The sequence below is a fragment of the Corynebacterium qintianiae genome (assembly GCF_011038645.2).
GTDB lineage: Bacteria > Actinomycetota > Actinomycetes > Mycobacteriales > Mycobacteriaceae > Corynebacterium > Corynebacterium qintianiae.
The window spans coordinates 248,533-265,384 of sequence record NZ_CP064955.1; the positions used below are offsets into that span (position 1 = coordinate 248,533).

General features: G+C 65.8%; 19 protein-coding genes. 13 read left to right on the forward strand and 6 right to left on the reverse strand.

The features are described 5' to 3' along the window. Positions 1-10 precede the first annotated feature (10 nt). From hemL to G7Y29_RS01310, 8 genes are read left to right on the forward strand one after another with little or no spacing between them, the layout of a single operon-like run. The gene (hemL, locus tag G7Y29_RS01275) at positions 11-1,348 is read left to right on the forward strand and encodes a glutamate-1-semialdehyde 2,1-aminomutase (RefSeq protein ID WP_165003380.1); all 1,338 of its coding nucleotides are present in this window, start codon (positions 11-13) and stop codon (positions 1,346-1,348) included. Next, on the forward strand, positions 1,345-1,953 hold the full coding sequence (locus G7Y29_RS01280) for a histidine phosphatase family protein (RefSeq protein WP_165003382.1): 609 nt from the start codon (positions 1,345-1,347) through the stop codon (positions 1,951-1,953). The genes hemL and G7Y29_RS01280 overlap by 4 nt, the downstream gene beginning before the upstream one ends. Positions 1,954-1,956: 3 nt before the next feature. Next, a complete protein-coding gene (locus G7Y29_RS01285) occupies positions 1,957-2,514 on the forward strand; it encodes a TlpA family protein disulfide reductase (protein ID WP_165003742.1) in 558 nt (185 codons plus the stop codon). Continuing rightward, complete coding sequence (locus G7Y29_RS01290) at positions 2,515-3,294, forward strand: cytochrome c biogenesis CcdA family protein (protein WP_165003384.1); 780 nt, start codon at positions 2,515-2,517, stop codon at positions 3,292-3,294. It begins immediately after the preceding gene. Further along, positions 3,294-4,928, forward strand: coding sequence for a cytochrome c biogenesis protein ResB (locus G7Y29_RS01295; RefSeq protein WP_165003386.1), 1,635 nt, complete (start codon positions 3,294-3,296; stop codon positions 4,926-4,928). Before G7Y29_RS01290 ends, G7Y29_RS01295 begins: the two co-directional genes overlap by 1 nt. Positions 4,929-4,957: 29 nt before the next feature. Continuing rightward, on the forward strand, positions 4,958-5,962 hold the full coding sequence (ccsB, locus tag G7Y29_RS01300) for a c-type cytochrome biogenesis protein CcsB (protein ID WP_165003388.1): 1,005 nt from the start codon (positions 4,958-4,960) through the stop codon (positions 5,960-5,962). Further along, entirely contained in the window at positions 5,963-6,955 is a 993-nt protein-coding gene (gene galE / locus G7Y29_RS01305) for a UDP-glucose 4-epimerase GalE (protein WP_165003390.1), read from the forward strand. Positions 6,956-6,961: 6 nt separating this feature from the next. Further along, positions 6,962-7,207: a helix-turn-helix transcriptional regulator gene (locus tag G7Y29_RS01310; protein WP_165003392.1), complete on the forward strand. Its 246-nt coding sequence runs from the start codon at positions 6,962-6,964 to the stop codon at positions 7,205-7,207. On the opposite strand, the gene G7Y29_RS01315 is transcribed toward G7Y29_RS01310, so the two are convergent. Then, complete coding sequence (locus tag G7Y29_RS01315) at positions 7,204-7,461, reverse strand: hypothetical protein (RefSeq protein WP_165003394.1); 258 nt, start codon at positions 7,459-7,461, stop codon at positions 7,204-7,206. The two genes, G7Y29_RS01310 and G7Y29_RS01315, sit on opposite strands and share 4 nt — an antisense overlap. 45 nt (positions 7,462-7,506) lie before the next feature. Between G7Y29_RS01315 and G7Y29_RS01320 the strand changes: the two genes are divergently transcribed. Continuing rightward, positions 7,507-7,818, forward strand: coding sequence for a DUF4229 domain-containing protein (locus tag G7Y29_RS01320; RefSeq protein WP_165003396.1), 312 nt, complete (start codon positions 7,507-7,509; stop codon positions 7,816-7,818). 9 nt (positions 7,819-7,827) lie between these two features. Here G7Y29_RS01320 and G7Y29_RS01325 read toward each other — a convergent pair whose 3' ends face one another. Together G7Y29_RS01325 and G7Y29_RS01330 are read right to left on the reverse strand one after the other, a co-directional pair. After that, positions 7,828-8,748 (reverse strand): AEC family transporter, encoded by a 921-nt coding sequence (locus tag G7Y29_RS01325; RefSeq protein ID WP_165003398.1) that lies wholly within the window; start codon positions 8,746-8,748, stop codon positions 7,828-7,830. A 23-nt stretch (positions 8,749-8,771) separates the two neighbouring features. Then, positions 8,772-8,954 carry a YegP family protein gene (locus G7Y29_RS01330; RefSeq protein WP_165003400.1) on the reverse strand — a complete coding sequence of 61 codons (183 nt, stop codon included), beginning with the start codon at positions 8,952-8,954 and terminating at the stop codon, positions 8,772-8,774. 525 nt (positions 8,955-9,479) lie between these two features. Here G7Y29_RS01330 and G7Y29_RS01335 point away from each other — a divergent pair. Next, on the forward strand, positions 9,480-10,745 hold the full coding sequence (locus tag G7Y29_RS01335) for an HNH endonuclease signature motif containing protein (RefSeq protein WP_165003402.1): 1,266 nt from the start codon (positions 9,480-9,482) through the stop codon (positions 10,743-10,745). Here G7Y29_RS01335 and G7Y29_RS01340 read toward each other — a convergent pair. After that, positions 10,742-11,683 carry a 1,4-dihydroxy-2-naphthoate polyprenyltransferase gene (locus tag G7Y29_RS01340; RefSeq protein ID WP_430393280.1) on the reverse strand — a complete coding sequence of 314 codons (942 nt, stop codon included), beginning with the start codon at positions 11,681-11,683 and terminating at the stop codon, positions 10,742-10,744. The two genes, G7Y29_RS01335 and G7Y29_RS01340, sit on opposite strands and share 4 nt — an antisense overlap. 48 nt (positions 11,684-11,731) lie before the next feature. On the opposite strand from G7Y29_RS01340, the gene G7Y29_RS01345 reads away from it, so the two are divergent. Beyond that, complete coding sequence (locus G7Y29_RS01345; RefSeq protein ID WP_165003404.1) at positions 11,732-12,586, forward strand: glycosyltransferase; 855 nt, start codon at positions 11,732-11,734, stop codon at positions 12,584-12,586. Then, positions 12,576-13,838 carry a phytoene desaturase family protein gene (locus tag G7Y29_RS01350; protein ID WP_346727130.1) on the forward strand — a complete coding sequence of 421 codons (1,263 nt, stop codon included), beginning with the start codon at positions 12,576-12,578 and terminating at the stop codon, positions 13,836-13,838. The genes G7Y29_RS01345 and G7Y29_RS01350 overlap by 11 nt, the downstream gene beginning before the upstream one ends. On the opposite strand, the gene menE is transcribed toward G7Y29_RS01350, so the two are convergent. Beyond that, positions 13,819-14,949 (reverse strand): o-succinylbenzoate--CoA ligase, encoded by a 1,131-nt coding sequence (menE, locus tag G7Y29_RS01355; protein ID WP_165003408.1) that lies wholly within the window; start codon positions 14,947-14,949, stop codon positions 13,819-13,821. The two genes, G7Y29_RS01350 and menE, sit on opposite strands and share 20 nt — an antisense overlap. A 12-nt stretch (positions 14,950-14,961) precedes the next feature. Further along, a complete protein-coding gene (locus G7Y29_RS01360) occupies positions 14,962-15,888 on the reverse strand; it encodes a 1,4-dihydroxy-2-naphthoyl-CoA synthase (RefSeq protein WP_165003410.1) in 927 nt (308 codons plus the stop codon). A gap of 16 nt (positions 15,889-15,904) precedes the next feature. On the opposite strand from G7Y29_RS01360, the gene G7Y29_RS01365 reads away from it, so the two are divergent. Next, positions 15,905-16,849 carry an o-succinylbenzoate synthase gene (locus G7Y29_RS01365; protein WP_165003412.1) on the forward strand — a complete coding sequence of 315 codons (945 nt, stop codon included), beginning with the start codon at positions 15,905-15,907 and terminating at the stop codon, positions 16,847-16,849. Positions 16,850-16,852: the final 3 nt, after the last annotated feature.

Below are 16,852 nucleotides of genomic sequence, written 5' to 3' on the forward strand. Positions count from 1 at the left end.
ACTGGTCGGCATGACTGCCCAGAACTCGACGCCCACGTCCGCCAACACCGGAGCAAACACCGCGCGATCAGCCGAGCTCTTCCAGCGAGCGCAGCAGGTCACGCCGGGAGGTGTCAACTCGCCGGTGCGGGCTTTCGGATCCGTGGGTGGCCAGACTCGCTTCATCCAGCGGGCCAGCGGGAGCCAGCTTGTCGACGTCGACGGGAACACCTACGTTGACCTGGTCAACTCCTGGGGCCCGATGCTCCACGGAAACGCTCACCCGGACATCGTTGAGGCTGTGCAGAAGGCCTTGGCCAACGGCCTGTCCTTCGGTGCGCCGACCGAGGCGGAGGTCGAGATCGCGCAGATGATCATCGACCGCACCTCCGTCGAGGAGGTCCGCATGGTTAACTCCGGCACCGAAGCCACCATGTCTGCGGTGCGTCTGGCCCGCGGTTACACCGGCCGGTCCAAGGTACTCAAGTTCGAGGGCTGCTACCACGGCCACGTCGACGCCCTCTTGGCCTCCGCCGGTTCCGGTCTGGCGACGTTCTCCCTGCCGGACTCCCCGGGCGTGACCGGCGCCCAGGCCGCCGACACCATTGTTGTGCCCTACAACGACCTCGACGCCGTGAAGAAAGCGTTCGCTGAGAACCCCGGTGAGATCGCCGCGGTGATCGCGGAGGCGGCCGCCGGCAACATGGGCACGGTCGCCCCGGCCGAGGGCTTCAACGCGGCATTGAAGGAGATCGCCCACGATGACGGTGCACTGCTCATCCTTGACGAGGTGATGACGGGTTTCCGAACCTCCTACTCGGGCTGGTTCGGCGTGGATGGGGTGGCCGGCGACCTCACCACCTTCGGCAAAGTTGTCTCCGGCGGGTTGCCGGCCGCGGCCTTCGGCGGCCGCCGCGACATTATGGAGAAGCTCGCCCCCAACGGCCCCGTCTACCAGGCCGGAACGCTCAGCGGCAACCCTGTGGCGATGGCGGCGGGAATGGCGTCGCTGCGCCTCGCCAGCGAGGACATCTACCCGGTGCTGCTGCGCAACGCCGACACCCTCGAGGAACTGATCCACGCCGCACTGGATCGCGAGGGTGTGGCCCACCACGTGCAGCGGGCGTCGACAATGCTCTCGATCCGCTTCGCCGAGGGCGCGGGCGCGAACTTCGCCGATATGAAGGCCGCCGACACCTTCCGCTACCCGGCGTTCTTCCACGCGCTGCTGGACAACGGGGTCTACGCCCCGCCGAGCGCGTTCGAGACGTGGTTCGTCTCCACCGCACTCACCGCCGACGACTTCGGCCACATCGAGCGCGCGCTCGCCATCGCTGCCAAAGCTGCCGCGGCCGGGGCGGCGGCATGACGGGGGACCGAACCACTGTCCACCTCGTCCGCCACGGCGAGGTCTACAACCCGATGAGGCTGCTCTACGGGCGCATGCCGGGTTTCCACCTCAGCGCCCGCGGCCGTTCCATGGCCGCCGTCACGGCGCGTTTCTTCGAGGGCCGTGACGTGACGTACCTGGCGTCGAGCCCGCTTGAGCGTGCGCGCGAGACGGCCAAGCCCATCGCGGAGGTGACCGGCCTAGAGGTCGGCACCATCGACGACGTCGTCGAATCGCACAACACTTTCGAGGGCCTGCGCACCAAGGGCTGGCGCTCACAACTGTGGTACCCGCCGCGCTGGCGCCACATGACCAACCCCACGCGGCCGAGCTGGGGTGAACCCTACGAGGAGATCCTCGCGCGCATGCTGCGCGGTGTCGAGCACGCCCGCGCCGCGGCCGAGGGCCACGAGGCTGTGGTGGTCAGCCACCAGTTACCGATCGTGATGGTGCAGCGTTACGTGCAGCGCAAACGGTTGCCGCACCTGAAGCGCGAGTGCGACCTGGCGAGCGTGACCTCGCTTGTGTTCGAGGGCCCCGATGTTGTTGACTGGTCGTACAACCGACCAGCGAAGGACGTCTAGATGCTGAAGCGACTCGCCGCGCCGTTGAGCGCGGTCATGCTCGTGGCCGGCTGCGCGTCCCCTGACAGCGGCGCAACCTTTTCCTTCCACTCGCCGGGCGGCCAGGTGGAGATCTTCTACGACGAAGCCGAGCGCGCGCCGCTGCCTAACTTCGGCGGCGAGTCGCTCATGCAGCCCGGCGAGCACATCAACCTCTCCGACTTCGACAACCAGATCGTCGTGCTCAACGCGTGGGGCCAGTGGTGTGCGCCGTGCCGCGCGGAAGTGGACGACCTCCAGGAGGTCCACGAGGCGCTAGGTGGCAAAGGCACGGTCCTGGGCATAAACGTGCGCGACTACAACCCGGAGATCGCCCGCGACTTCGTCACGGACAACGGGGTAACGTACCCGTCGATCTACGACCCGCCGTTCAAGACCGCCGTCAACCTAGGCGGCGTACCCAGCTCGGTGATCCCGACAACGGTGGTCCTGGACAAACAGCACCGCCCGGCCGCCGTGTTCCTCCGCGAGGTGACGGCGCAGGACATCCTGACGGTCACGGACCAGCTCGAAGGGGAGTAGATGGGCGAGGTTTTCTCCGACATTGTCGTCACGGGCCCGCTGCTCGTTGGCATGCTCGCCGCGGCGGCAGCCGGGCTGGTGTCGTTCGCTTCTCCGTGCGTGATCCCGCTCGTACCCGGGTACCTGTCGTACCTCACCGGCGTCGTCGGCGGCGAGATGGAGTACGGGGAGAAGGGCCCGCGTGTGGCGTCGCGCAAGTGGGCCGTCGCCGGCGCGGCGGCGCTGTTCATCTCGGGCTTTACTGTGGTGTTCCTGCTGGCCACGGTCTCGGTGTTCGGGGCGATCAGCCTGATCACCCTCAACGCGGGCACGCTCATGCGCATCGGCGGCGTGGTCACCGTCGTCATGGGGCTCGTGTTCATCGGTGCGGTACCCGTGCTGCAGCGCGACACCCGCATGGCGCCAAAGAAGTGGACCACGGTCCTTGGAGCACCGCTGCTCGGCGGGGTATTCGCTCTCGGGTGGACTCCCTGCCTCGGCCCCACGCTGGCGGCGATCATCTCGGTCTCAGTCGGCACCGAGGGCCTCACGGCGGCGCGCGGCATACTTCTCGTCATCGCCTACTGTCTGGGCCTCGGCCTTCCGTTCCTGCTCATGGCCCTAGGCTCGGCCAAGGCCGTCGCGGGTGTGGACTTCCTGCACCGCCACTCGCGCACAATCCAGCTCATCGGCGGTATCCTCATGATTCTCGTCGGTTTGATGCTGGTCACCGGCGCATGGAATTATTTCATTTCCTGGTCCCGCCAGCTCGTCGCCGGATACGGAGCAACCATCATCTAATGAACACCGCGACTTCTTGGCTGCGCAAGACGTGGCACTGGCTCACAAGTATGCGCACCGCGCTGGTCCTCCTTTTCCTCCTCGCCCTCGCCGCGATTCCGGGCGCGTTGTTGCCGCAGCGCTCGGTGAGCACCACGCTCGTCAACGACTTCATCGAAGCGAACCCCACCATGGGGCCCATCTACGACCGGCTGCAGCTGTTCAACGTATTCGGTTCAACGTGGTTCATCGCGATTGTCACCCTGCTCATGGTTTCACTCGTGGGCTGCATCATCCCCCGCACTATCGATCACTGGCGCGCCTACCGGGCGACCCCCGCGCGCGCCCCGAAGTATTTGCATCGGATGCCCTTGCACGACCAGGGGGTCGTCGATAAGCCTCTCGCCGAGGTCGAGAGCGATGTAGCTCGGATTCTGCGGCGGTGGAATACCGCGACGTACGCGCCCAAGGATGACCGCGCCGGGGTGTATTCGATCTCGGCTGAGAAGGGATACACACGCGAGCTGATGAACCTGCTGTTCCACATCGGGCTCGTCGGCATGATCCTCACCTTCACCGCCGGCCGCATGGTCTACTACGAGGGCCAGGTCATCGTTGTCACCAACTCGGACTCCGAACACGCGGTGCCGGTCGAGCAGCCGCGCGAATTCTGCAATACCTCGCCGTCCAACTTCGACGTCTTTCGGGCGGGCCCGCTTTTCGACGGCACCGGGCTCACGCCTTTCTGCTTCGTGGCGCACAACTTCACCGCCGATTACCTCAACACCGGGCAGGCGAACGGTTTCGCGTCCGATATCTCCTTCACGACGGATTTAGCTGCCGAGAGGGAGGATTGGCAGGACTACACGCTGCGGGTCAACCACCCGTTGCGCATCAACGGCGACCGCATCTACTTGCAGGGCCACGGATTCGCACCTCAGGTCACGGTGACGTGGCCCGACGGTGAGTCGCGCACGCAGATGATCCAATTCCGCCCGACCGACCTGCAGAACTTCCTCTCCGACGGCGTGCTGCGCTTCGACCCGCCCGCCGGCATGTACCCGGACCTGGCCGAGCGCCGCGAGAACCAGATCGCCATCGAAGGTGTCTTCGCCCCGACGGCGCAGTGGATCGGGCCGAACGGGGACCAGCTGCAGTCCTCCTTCCCGTCGATGCAGGACCCGGCGATGGCCGTGGACATCTACGTCGGCGACGCGGGCCTGGACACCGGTCGCCCCCAGAACATCTTCGTGCTCGACCAGTCGCTTATCGCCGACGGACGCCTGCAGAAGGCCGACCGCGTCAACCTCACCCCGGGTGAAGATGTCACCATCGACGGCGGCATCACGGTGCGTTTCGACGGCGCCGCCGAGTACGCCAATTACCAGATCTCCCGCGACCCGACCCAGATCTGGGCGCTGGCCACCACCGTGCTCATGCTCGGCGCGCTCATCGGCTCGGTGACGATCAAGCGCCGCCGCATCTGGGTGCGCCTGGCACCCGAGGGCGGCTCTACCCGCGTCGAGTTCGCGGGCCTGGCGCGGACGGACCGCGCCGGCTGGGGCAGCGAGTTCGACGAGATCGCCGACCGGATTCTCGGCCGGGTTAACGATGATGGACAATCCCCTGAGAGTGAGGTAGACAACCTTGGTTAATGTCGCGGCGCTGGGGTAGGTTTACCCCTATGCTCGTCGACTCCACCATGGCGGATCTGTCGGACCTGACGTTCCGCACCGCCTTCGTCATCTACCTGGTCGCATTGATTATGTCGTGCGTCTACTACGGCCGCATGTTCGGCGTTATCGACATGCGCCGCGAACGCGCCCGCAGCGAGTCGCTGGAGAGGGTCGCCGTCGGGGCGGGCGGGCCCGACGCGGTAGTTCAGGTGCCGGGCGTTTTCGACCAGTCGGAGTACGACCGGCGCGTCGCCGGTGCACGCAAGTGGGCGAACATGACGCAGGCGCTAGTGTGGTTCGGCATTCTGCTGCACGTGGCGGCCTTCATCACCCGCGGCCTGGCCGCGCACCGTTTCCCGCTGGGCAACCTCTACGAGTACATCCTGCTCATGACGGCGGTGGTGATGATCGCGGCCGCGGTCGTGATCCAGCGCAAGAACTGGCACACCCTGTGGCCGTGGGTGCTCTCGCCGATGGTCATCGCGATGTTCCTCAACTCGACGGTGTTCCACATGCACGCCGCGCCCGTCGTACCGGCGCTGCAGTCCTACTGGTTGCCGGTGCACGTGTCCTCAGTGTCCGTCGGCGCGTCCATCGGCCTCGTGTCCGGCCTTTTCGCGCTGCTCTACCTGCTGCGCATGTGGCAGCCGCGGGGTGAGGAGCGCGGCTTTTTCGGGGCGATCGCGAAGCCCCTGCCCAGTGCAAAGACGCTGGACCAGATCACCTACAAGACGGCGATTATCACCCTCCCGCTGTTCGGAATCGGCATCGTGTTCGGCGCCATCTGGGCCGAAGTGGCGTGGGGCCGCTTCTGGGGTTGGGACGCGAAGGAGACGGTTTCCATGATCACATGGATCCTCTACGCCGCCTACCTGCACGCGCGCGCCACCGCCGGCTGGAAGAACGTGCGCGCCGCGTGGATCAACGTGTTCGCGATGGCCATGACCATCTTCAACATGACCTACGTCAACACAGTCATCGCAGGTCTGCATTCCTACGCGGGGTTGAATTAGATGAAGGTCCTCATCACCGGCGGCGCCGGTTTCATCGGATCCACTGTCGCCTCCTGCTGCGCCGACAACGGGATTACCCCGGTCATCCTCGACGATTACTCCACCGGTCTGCGCGTCTTCGCCGAACGCTTCGACCACTACGAGGGCGACATCGCGGACCGGGGGCTGCTCGACCGCATTATTGACGACCACCCCGAGATCGAGGCTGTGATTCATTGCGCGGCCAAGATCGTCGTCCCGGAGAGCGTCGAAAAGCCTCTCATGTATTACGACAACAATGTCGGTAGAGCCATCTCGCTTATCGACGCCCTCTCGGCCCGCGGCATCGGCAAGTTCCTGCTCAGCTCCACCGCCGCCATGTACGAGCCCGACCCCGACTTCATGGTCAGCGAGACCAGCACTGTCAACCCCACGAGCCCCTACGCGGCGTCGAAGTGGATGCTGGAGCGCGTGCTGGCCGACGCCGCAGCCGCCGGTGCGATCCGGGCGATCGCGCTGCGTTATTTCAATCCCATTGGCGCCGACCCGCAGCTGCGCACCGGCCTGCAGAACCCGGCGCCGTCGCACGCGCTGGGCAAAATGATCACCGCACACGAGACAGGCCAGCCGTTCACAGTCACGGGCGTGGATTGGCCGACGCGCGACGGCTCCGGCCTGCGTGACTACATCCACGTGTGGGACCTGGCGCGCGCCCACGTCCTCGCGCTAAACGCCGAACTGGCCGACTATGAGGTGATCAACCTCGGCACCGGAACCGGCACAACCGTGTTCGAGCTCGCCGAGGCCGTCGGCGAGGCCACCGGCAGCCCCCTCGACGTACGAACCGCGCCGCCGCGCAACGGCGACGTGGCCGGAAGCGCCGCGCGCACGGACAAAGCCGCCGAGGTGCTGGGCTGGGACGTCGAGTACACGGTCGCCGACGGCGTGCGCCACTCCCTGGCGTGGGCGGAGAAATTGCCTGAGGTGCTGCGCCGCGAGGGTACGAGAAAGTAGGTCGCCATGTCAGGTCCCCGCAACAAGATCGGCAAACCGGCGAGCGAAGATCCGGTGCTCATCGCCCTGGGTGAGCAGATCGCGTGTGCGCGGCGCGCTGCCGGCCGGTTGCAGCAGGAAGTCGCCGAGGCCGCTGGTGTGTCCCGCTCCACCCTTCACACGATCGAGCACGGTGGCGCGGGTGTGCGTTGGGAAAAGGTTGCCGCCGTTGCGGCTGCGCTTGGCCTGGCGATGACTTTCGAGCCCCGCTAGTCGTCCTCGAGGCGCTTGCGGCGCTCCTCTTCTTCCCGCTTGCGGCGCTCCGCCTCCTCCTGGGCGCGGCGCTGTTTGAAGCGGTTCTTCTCGATGTTCCACAGGAACTCCTCGTCGTCGTCCGGGCCCTTCACGGCTGGGGGTGCGGGCTCGCCGCGCAGCGGCCCGTAGCGCTTGGAACTGCCGGGGCCGAAGGCGCGCCACAGCATCCAGACGGCGAGGATGATCAGCAGCACGAGCAGAATTCTTCCCATGCCCTCCAACATACTGGGCGGGGGCGTTGGGTAGGGTAGCGCTTTGTGAGTGACTTACACGCCCCGGAGGTTGACCCCAAGGCGCGCAGCCGCGCGAACAAGGCCGTTGCTGTGTACGGCGGGCTTCGTCTCATGCTGTTCATTGGCCTGACGGTTGTTATTCAGCTGCTCGCCGCCGCGATCGGCGCGCCGGTTCCACTGATCATGTCGGCGCTGCTCGCACTTATCGCCGCCTTCCCGCTGTCCATGCTTATTTTTTCCCGCCAGCGCGTCGAGGCCGTCGGGGCCCTTGCCAGCTGGCGCGCCCAGCGCGACGCCCGCAAGCGCTGGATCCAGGACGAGCTCGCGGAACGTTAGGCGGGGTCGCTACACAAAGATTGCGGCGATGACCAACATTGCCGGCAGGGATAGGAACGTCGTCAGGAACACGGTGTCGCGCGCGACTGTTTCGCCGACGCGGTAGTTGGCGGTGTAGTTGTACACGTTCTGCGCGGTCGGCAGCGCCGCGAGGATGACCGCCGCGTAGAGCAGGTTTCCCTGCAGTCCCGCGAGCGTGCCGATTCCCCAGGCCACCAGCGGCATGACCGCGAGTTTCAGGGCGGTTGCTACGAGCGTCGGCAAGCGATCGGGCCCTTCGCGCAGGACTCGGCTCCCCTTGAGCGATGCGCCGAAGCTCATGAGGATGAGCGGGATCGACGCGCCGCCGAGGATCCTGATCGGCGCCATGACGGGTTCGGGGATTGTCCAGCCCGACGCGGAAACGATGAATCCGGCCATTGCGGCGAGCACCATCGGGGCGGTCAACCCGCTGATGATGGTATCGCGCACGTGGTGCTTGCCGTCACCGCCGGCGTTGAGGCCTGCGATGACGAACGGCGACAACACCGCCATCTGCATGACCAGCGCGGGCACTACGTAGGTGGCGTCACCGATGACGTAGATTGCGATAGGCAGACCCATGTTGACCGAGTTGAAATAGCTTGACGACGCCGCCCCTGCCATCGTCGTCGGCACGTCCTGCCTGAAAAAGACGGCCGAGATCCCCCAGAAGATTGCCATCGTTGATAACGTCGCACCGAATACGACGAAGTTCACAGGGGAAAGGAACGCGGAGGTGTCGGAGGTGGCCACGGAGGAGAAGATCAGCGAGGGCGTTGTCGCCCAGAACGCGACGCGGTTGAATTGCAGCCGCGCCTCGCCCTGGCCGATGATCCCGCGTTGCGCCAAGATGAAGCCGACACCGATGACGGTGAAGATGATGGAGAAGCCGGTGAGTACGTCGAGCACGCCCACCAGCCTAGGCCTCCCGGTTACGCGGTCAGACCTTGGACCTTCGCGTCTTCGGCCGCGCGCTGCACAGCGGCGGTTCCCTTGATGGCTGCCGCCTTAGATTCGTAGGCTTCTCCAGTGGCGACCACCTCACCGTTGCCTGCCTTCAACCGGAAGCGGAACTTTCCCGCCTTGTCTTCGTCGACCTCGAATTTTCCTGCCATTTTGGGCTCCTTTTCGCTTTGCGATTACATGGGTCCCGTGGACGTTTCTCCCGCGCGCCCAGTGGTTTGGTGCGCGCCGACTTCGTATTGATTACGGGTTGGCTGTAAAACCGCAGGAACTCTGCAGCGGCGGAGTCAGCTCCCGCTTCTCGACGGCTCGGGCAGCGCGTCGGTAGTAAACCGCAGGAACTCTGCAGCGGCGGAGTCAGCTCCCGCTTCTCGACGGCTCGGGCAGCGCGTCGGTAGTAAACCGCAGGAACTCTGCAGCGGCGGAGTGGGTGTTCGCTTTTCGACGCCGTGCGGGCAGCGTAGGCCAAAAAGGTGTGCCCGAACACTTGACATCGAACAAACGTGCCACTAACTTGGAAGGTGAGGTGTTCGAACACAGTTTTGGGGGACATGATGACGACGACACTCGACCACACAACCGACCGTATCTACACCTACACTTACGCAGGTCAAGAGAGCGATATTGTCCAGCGTATACGCTCATGCCAAATATGGGCCGTGCAGTCACCCGCCGAAATGCTCATTGCACTATCCGAGTTTGACTACCTTCGACTCGCAGAAACATTCGGGGAATCTAGCACCGCCGGTTGGCTCGCCCGCGAGACCCGCATCGCACCGTCAACAGCCTTCGAATACGTCGGGGTAGCACGCCAACTGCCCGACTTCCCCCTGTTGACCGAGGCGTTTCGCGACGGTGCGATTTCCTACTCCACGATTCGCTACCTGTTGAAATACCTCACAGCTGAGAACGAAGCTGACCTTGTCGCTCTCGCGCGGAAACTCTGTTTTACCGAACTGAAAAAAGCCCTCGCCGGCATCGAACGCACCGGCATAGACACCGTCGAGAACGACTACCACCACGACGTTCGCGTAACCGACAACGGAGACGTGGTCATCACCGCCCGGCTCAACCCCGTCGACGGGGCGGCGTATCCCACGGCGCTAAAGATCGCCCAACTAGCCAACTACGGCCTCGACGACATCACCGGAGACGATCTCGCTGACGACGAGACAATCGACGATGTCCTCGACGACTTACTCGCCGACAAACAGTCCCAACCCGAGCAACCCCCGGGTGAAGAAATCGAACCCGACTCCCAGCACACCCGCCCGAACCTTACCCAGCAGCTCAGCCGCGGCGTTTCGCGTTTCGGCCCGCCCGTCAAGGCCGACATGTACGCTGCGCTGTTGTCGATGGTGCACATGGTGCGCACAAACCCGGTCAGTGACCTGCGGGTGCCGGGAGCGCACGTCAACATCATGATGACAACCAACGGGCGTGCCTGGCTGCCCGGCAACGTCGCCGCACCGTCGAAGATGCTGGAAAACTACGTCAACAACGCGTTCGTGCGGCTGCACCTGCTCGACCAAAACGGGTTAAGCGTGCACGTGGGGCGCAAACGCCGCTTCGTCACCGACGGTCAACTCGCCGCCTTGCTGGCCACCTGGGGCTACGAGTGCGCCATGCCAGGATGCAACCACACCCGGTTTACAGAAGTCCACCACATCACCGAATGGTCCGAAGGAGGCGCCACTGACCTCGACAACCTGATCCCACTGTGCTCCGCCTGCCACTCCAGGATAAGCAACGGGCTCGTGCACATCACCACCAACGGGCGCGACATCGAATTCAGATTCCTCGGCGGACGCCGATACATCTCCCACGCCCACCAGCTCCCCGAACCCGCCGAACCCTACACCGGACCCCTCAAACCCCACCCACCTCAACACCGCGCCAACAACTTCAACGACCCCGAAGAACCCGACGTGTTCGCCGACTAACGGGGGCCAGCCAGCGGCGCGTAACTGAACAACATGGACCCGCCCCATGCCAACGCAAGTGCGGTGACAACAGCCCACGTCAGCATCGCTTTGCCGTTCAGCCCGAGCACGGGGATGAGCTCGGGGCCCCGCGCCCCGCGCATCACCTTGAGTGTGGACGCGACCGCGAGGGGGAGGGCGACGAGTGCAATCAGGACTGGAAGATAGGCGATTGCGAGGACGAAACTTGCCGCGAAGGGGGTGAGGGTGAGGAACGTGAAAACGCGGCGAGCGCGGACGTCGCCCAGCCGCACCGCGAGTGTGTTCTTGCCGGCGACCGCATCGGTGGGGATGTCGCGGATGTTGTTAGCCAGGTTCACGGCGGCCGAGATGGAGCCGATAGCGACAGCGATAAGGAACCCTACCCAGGTCACGGATCCGGACTGGGTAAACTCCGTGCCCATTACCGCGACAAGGCCGAAGAAGATGAACACAGCGACCTCACCGAGGCCCTGGTAGCCGTAAGGATTCTTCCCGCCGGTGTAGAACCAGGCAGCGGCGATGCAGAGCGCCCCCACGAGCACGAGCCACCACGCCGACATCACTGCGAGGATCACCCCCGCAGCCGCTGCGACAAAAAAGGAGACGAATGCAGCGCTCTTGACGCGCTCGGGTGGCACAGACCCGGAGGCGGTGAGCCGGGCGGGGCCGGTCCGGTCGTCGTCGGTGCCGCGGATGCCGTCCGAGTAGTCGTTGGCGTAGTTCACTCCCACGATCAGGGCCCACGAGACGATGAGCGCGAGAAGGGCGCGACCAAGGTGCGCGCCGCCGTGGAATGCGGCGGCACCCGTACCCGCGACAACCGGAGCGAATGCGTTGGCCCAGGTATGGGGTCGGGCGGCCTGCCACCAGTCCCGCACGGTAGCGGAATGATTAGGAGCGGTCATGGCCTCCATCATGCCCGTCGAGGGGGACGGGGGCCGTCATTAGTACTAAAGTTGGCCGTCATGTGGATTGACTACGCCGCTCGCCAGGCACTCAGCTCGGTGGGGGCCTTCGTGCGTGCGCCGCGGCTAAAGTTCGCGGCTAACGCTTCGTCGCTGTCTTTCCCTCAGGAGGGTGACACCGTCGTGTCCTTGACTACCCACGGCGACCGCATGTCTGCTTCGGTGGCTTCGATTGCGTCGCTCCTGATGGGCACGGAGCTTCTTCCAGTGTTCCTCTGGTTGGATCGGGTCGACTTCGAGTCGGAATGGCCGGAGGGGTTGCGGGGGCTGGTTGATCGGGGACTTCAGGTTCGTTGCTCGGACGGTGCTTTTGGTCCACACACGAAGTATTTTGGCACTTTCGCCCAGTTCGCCGGGACCGACACGCGTGTAATTACGGTCGACGACGACATGATGTACCCGCGCTGGTTCGCCCAAAAACTTCTCAACGCCTCTGACGCCGATCCCGGCCTCATCGTGGCGTACCGCGCCCACGAGATCACGTTCCGCGGTGACCAGCTCGACCTCTACCGGCGGTGGAAGGCGGTGTACACGACCGCGCCGTCGCACCGCCACTTCGCCACGGGTGTCTCCGGCGTGGCATACCCGCCGTCGATGGTGGAGTACGTTGCGCGCCAGGGCACCGGGTTTATCGGTCACGCGCCGAAGGCCGACGACGTGTGGCTCAATGCGTGCGCGCTGCGCTCTAACCATATGGTGCGCCAGGTTTTCCCGCACCCGCGTGAGTTTTCGATTGTGCCGGGTTCCCAGCGCACGGCCCTTGTGCGGGGAAACCTCGGCGGCGGGGGAAATGACGTGCAGATTGCGGCGACGTACACCCACGAAGACGTCGCCAGGCTGCTGCGTGCGGATTAGACACGAAGCCGTCGTCGTCGGCGCCGGGATCAACGGCCTCGCCGCGGCTCTGCGGCTAGCCGAGGCCGGCTGGCGCGTGGAGGTTCTCGAGCGCGAGGATAGCGTCGGCGGAAAGTGCCGCTCGGCCGAGTTTTTCCCCGGCACGGTCAGTGACTTGGGTGCGGCTGCCTTCCCCTTCGGTGCCGAGACGCTCCGTGGCGAGTGGTTGCGGCCGCCACGTCCGGTCGCGCACCCGTTGGAGAGGAGCACCGCGCTTATCGACGCCCTCTCCACCGACCAGGACTCGTGGAACGCCCTCCACCTCCCAGTGGTGAACGAGATTGACAAGCATCTCAAGAACATCCTCGGCCCCACGATGCTGCGCGTCCCGCCGCATCCGCTGGCGATGGCGCGCTTCGGGTTGCGCGGCGCGCTGCCCGCGACGTCGCTAGGTAACTTTCTCTTCCGCACCGAGGAGGCGAAAGCGCTGCTGGTGGGTAACGCGGTGCATTCGTTTACGTCGCCGCGCCGGCCGTTGACGGCTGCGTTCGGCGTGTTGTTCGGGGCGTTGGCGCACGCCAACGGCTGGCCTGTGGCGCGCGGCGGGGCTCAGTCGGTGGCGGACGCGCTGGCCGAAGAAGCCCAGGCGGCGGGTGTGGTGGTCCGCACCGGCGTTGAGGCGGACGCCCTTCCCAAGGCTGACGCGGTGGTGCTCAACATGACGGCCAACGAGGCACGACGTTTCGGTGCTCGGCCGATGACGCCGGGGCCCGGGGTGTTCAAGGTCGACTTCCTGCTCAAAGAGCCCGTGCCCTGGCGCGACCCGCGGGTTGGTGAGGCGGGAACGGTACACGTCGGTGGGGCCGCTGCCGAGATTGTCTACGCCGAGGAGCAGGTCGAACGGGGTCGTATGCCGAACCGGCCGTTTGTCATGGTGTGCCAGCAGTTCGCCGCCGACCCGGCGCGGGGAAAGGTGCTGTGGACCTACGCGCACGTGCCGCACCGCTACGACGGGGATGCCACTGGGCACATCGTCCGGCAGATCGAGCGCTTCGCTCCGGGGTTCCGGGAGGTGGTCGATGACACCCACGTTACCGGCTACATCGAGGACATCGCGGGTGGGAAAATGAACGCCCGCCAGCTCATCTTCCGCCACCCGCACCGGGTGCGGGCGGGCGTCTACCTGGCCAGCGGCTCCACCGCGCCGGGAGCGGGTGTCCACGGCATGGCCGGGGTGTGGGCGGCGGAGGCAGCTATGAAAAGAGCTCAGTGACGGCAGCGCGGTCCACCTTGCCGGGTCCCAGCATCGGGAGCGCCGGGACAACTTTGACTTCCTTCGGCACCTGCCAGCGGGGCAGGTCCTCGAACGCGTCCATCACATCCGGCAGCGGGGCGGATCCCGTGTAGGCGGCGCAAATGCGCTGGCCCAGGCGATCATCTGCCACGCCGACGACGCAAGCGGATACCACGCCGCCAATGCGGAGCATGAAGTTTTCCAACACCTCGGGGTGCAGTTTCAGTCCGCCCGAGTCGATGACGTTGTCGAGGCGGCCGGAGACGTTGAGGTGGGCGTCGATAAGCGAGCCAGCGTCGGAGGTCGCGAACCATCCCGGTTCCGCGAAGGCCTCGTGGCCGGGGAAGTTGCGGTAGCCGTGCGCGATCATGGGGCCGCCGAGGTGGATGCGACCGTCCGCGATGCGGACCTTCGCCCCCGCGATGGGGAGGCCGTTGTAGACGCAACCGCCGGAGGTTTCTGATGAACCGTAGGTGGTGACCACGTTGATGCGCAGCTTCTGCACCGAGGCAAGTAGTGCGGGGTTGGTGGCGGCTCCGCCGACGAGGACGGCGCTGAAAAGCCGCAGCGCATCGATTCCCTCGAGGGTGGAGGTGGCCTTCGCCAGCTGCATCGGTGTCAGCGAGGTGTAGCAGCGATCGCCGGTGGCTGCGATGGAGCGGGCGCGGGCCGCGAAGTCAGCGACGACGAAACCGCGCGAGAGGTCTACAAATTCGGGCTCCACACCCGCGACCAAGCTGCGCACCAGCACTTGCAGGCCCGCAATGTAACTCGCCGGCATAGCGAGCAGCCACTGGCCCGCACCACCGAGGAATTGGTGCGCCGCGTCCGCGCTGGAGATCAAGTTTGCGGCCGTGAGCTGCGCGCCTTTCGGCGTGCCTGTCGAACCGGAGGTGGACACGACAAGCGCGATGTCGCCGCCAATCGGCTCCCCGACCCCCTGGGTGTTGCGCAGGAGGTTGGCGCGCGCCGGGTCATCGGCGGGCACGGGAAGCAGGGCGCGCTGACCGGCGAGAGCCTCCTCGAGGTCGGGCAGAATCGCCAGTGGGTCGCGCGGGTCGACGGGGAGGATCTCGAGGAGGTGGGTCACAGCCGGTAGACCCTAGTAGTAGTAGGGGAACTCGTCCCAGTTCGGGTCACGCTTCTGCAGAAAGGAGTCACGTCCCTCGACGGCTTCGTCCGTCATGTACGCCAGGCGGGTGGCCTCGCCGGCGAAAACCTGCTGGCCCATCATGCCGTCGTCGGTGAGGTTGAACGCGAACTTCAGCATGCGCTGGGCGGTGGGGGACTTGGTGTTGATCTCCCGCGCGGCCGCGATCGCCTCCTCCTCGAGTTGGCCGTGGTCGGCAACGATGTTGACCGCGCCCATGCGCTGCATATCCTCTGCGGTGTAGGTCCGGCCAAGGAAGAAGATCTCGCGCGCGAACTTCTGCCCCACCATCTTGGCCAGGTACGCTGAGCCGTAGCCGGCGTCGAAGGATCCGACGTCGGCGTCCGTCTGCTTGAAACGCGCCTCCTGGCGTGAGGCGATGGTCAGGTCACAGACGACGTGGAGGGAGTGCCCGCCCCCGGCGGCCCAGCCGTTCACCACGGCGATGACCACCTTGGGCATGGTGCGGATCAGGCGCTGTACCTCGAGGATGTGAAGGCGCCCGCCCTCGGCCTTCACCCGAGCGGAATCCACCTCACCGGAGTCGGAGGCGTACTGGTAACCGGAGCGGCCGCGGATGCGCTGGTCGCCTCCCGAGCAAAACGCCCAACCGCCGTCCTTGTCTGAGGGCCCGTTGCCAGTGAGCAGCACCGTCCCCACCGACGGGTCGCGCCGGGCGTGGTCGAGCGCGCGGTACAGCTCGTCGACGGTGTGCGGACGGAACGCGTTGCGCACCTCGGGGCGATCGAAGGCGATGCGCACGGTGCCGTTGGCGCGCCCGCCGCCGTTGTGGCGGTGGTAAGTGATGTCGGTGAAATCGAAACCGTCGACGACATCCCACTGCGAGGGGTCGAAGGGCTGGTCGGTGGAGTAGCTCATGCTTACACTTTGCCCCATGACACCGAGTATCGACGACATTCTCGACCGCGCCCACGTTGTTTCTCTGCCGATGGCGGTGCGTTTCCGGGGCGTCGATACGCGTGAGGCCCTGCTTATCGACGGCCCCGCCGGCTGGGGCGAGTTCTCGCCCTTCCTCGAGTACGGCCCGGAGGAAGCCGCGCGCTGGCTCGCGGCGGGCATAGAGGCCGCGTTCGAGGGGTTACCCGCGGCGAGCGGCTGGGTGGAGGTCAACGGCACCGTCCCCGCAGTGGGCCCCGCCGAGGTGGAGAAGGTCCTCGAAAGGTTTCCTGGTGTGGGCACCTTCAAAATCAAGGTTGCGGAAAAGGGGCAGTCGCTTGACGACGACCTCGCCCGCGTGAACGCTGTCCGCTCCCTGCGGCCCGGGGCGGTGCTCCGGGTGGATGCCAACCGGGGCTGGAGCGTGGACGAGGCCGTCGAGGCGGCGCACCGGTTGGGCGAGCTCGAGTACATCGAGCAGCCGTGTTGCACCGTGGAGGAGCTCGCCGAGGTGCGAGCGCGGGTGGCGACACCGATTGCCGCCGACGAGTCGATCCGGCGCGCCTCCGATCCACACCGGGTGGCGAAGCTCCGGGCGGCGGATGTGGCCGTTGTCAAGGCCGCGCCGCTCGGCGGCGTGCACCGGCTCCTGCGCGTCGGGGAGGAGCTGGGGCTCGACCTCACGGTCGCCAGCGCCCTAGACACCGCCGTCGGTGTGGGCGCGGGCCTCGTGGCTGCCAAGCTGACCGGTTCTCGGGCGGCGGGGTTAGCCACCCAGAGGCTGTTCGTCGAAGACGTCTGCGAACCGCGGGAGATCGTCCACGGCCAGCTTGAAGTGCGATTGGCTACCCCCGATCCGGAGCGACTGCAGGGGTTGCGTGCCCGTCCGGAAAGGAGAGAGTGGTGGTTCCGCAGGGTACGCGAGTCCTACGCCCACCTATAGGGG

Bases quoted from the DNA above. Each gene is read 5' to 3' on its own strand.
- hemL (WP_165003380.1), top strand. From the start codon at position 11: ATGACTGCCCAGAACTCGACGCCCACGTCCGCCAACACCGGAGCAAAC.
- G7Y29_RS01335 (WP_165003402.1), top strand. From the start codon at position 9,480: ATGCTCATTGCACTATCCGAGTTTGACTACCTTCGACTCGCAGAAACA.
- ccsB (WP_165003388.1), top strand. From the start codon at position 4,958: ATGCTCGTCGACTCCACCATGGCGGATCTGTCGGACCTGACGTTCCGC.
- G7Y29_RS01290 (WP_165003384.1), top strand. From the start codon at position 2,515: ATGGGCGAGGTTTTCTCCGACATTGTCGTCACGGGCCCGCTGCTCGTT.
- G7Y29_RS01360 (WP_165003410.1), bottom strand. From the start codon at position 15,888: ATGAGCTACTCCACCGACCAGCCCTTCGACCCCTCGCAGTGGGATGTC.
- G7Y29_RS01330 (WP_165003400.1), bottom strand. From the start codon at position 8,954: ATGGCAGGAAAATTCGAGGTCGACGAAGACAAGGCGGGAAAGTTCCGC.
- G7Y29_RS01340 (WP_430393280.1), bottom strand. From the start codon at position 11,683: ATGATGGAGGCCATGACCGCTCCTAATCATTCCGCTACCGTGCGGGAC.
- G7Y29_RS01295 (WP_165003386.1), top strand. From the start codon at position 3,294: ATGAACACCGCGACTTCTTGGCTGCGCAAGACGTGGCACTGGCTCACA.
- G7Y29_RS01365 (WP_165003412.1), top strand. From the start codon at position 15,905: ATGACACCGAGTATCGACGACATTCTCGACCGCGCCCACGTTGTTTCT.
- G7Y29_RS01280 (WP_165003382.1), top strand. From the start codon at position 1,345: ATGACGGGGGACCGAACCACTGTCCACCTCGTCCGCCACGGCGAGGTC.
- galE (WP_165003390.1), top strand. From the start codon at position 5,963: ATGAAGGTCCTCATCACCGGCGGCGCCGGTTTCATCGGATCCACTGTC.
- G7Y29_RS01315 (WP_165003394.1), bottom strand. From the start codon at position 7,461: ATGGGAAGAATTCTGCTCGTGCTGCTGATCATCCTCGCCGTCTGGATG.
- G7Y29_RS01345 (WP_165003404.1), top strand. From the start codon at position 11,732: ATGTGGATTGACTACGCCGCTCGCCAGGCACTCAGCTCGGTGGGGGCC.
- G7Y29_RS01310 (WP_165003392.1), top strand. From the start codon at position 6,962: ATGTCAGGTCCCCGCAACAAGATCGGCAAACCGGCGAGCGAAGATCCG.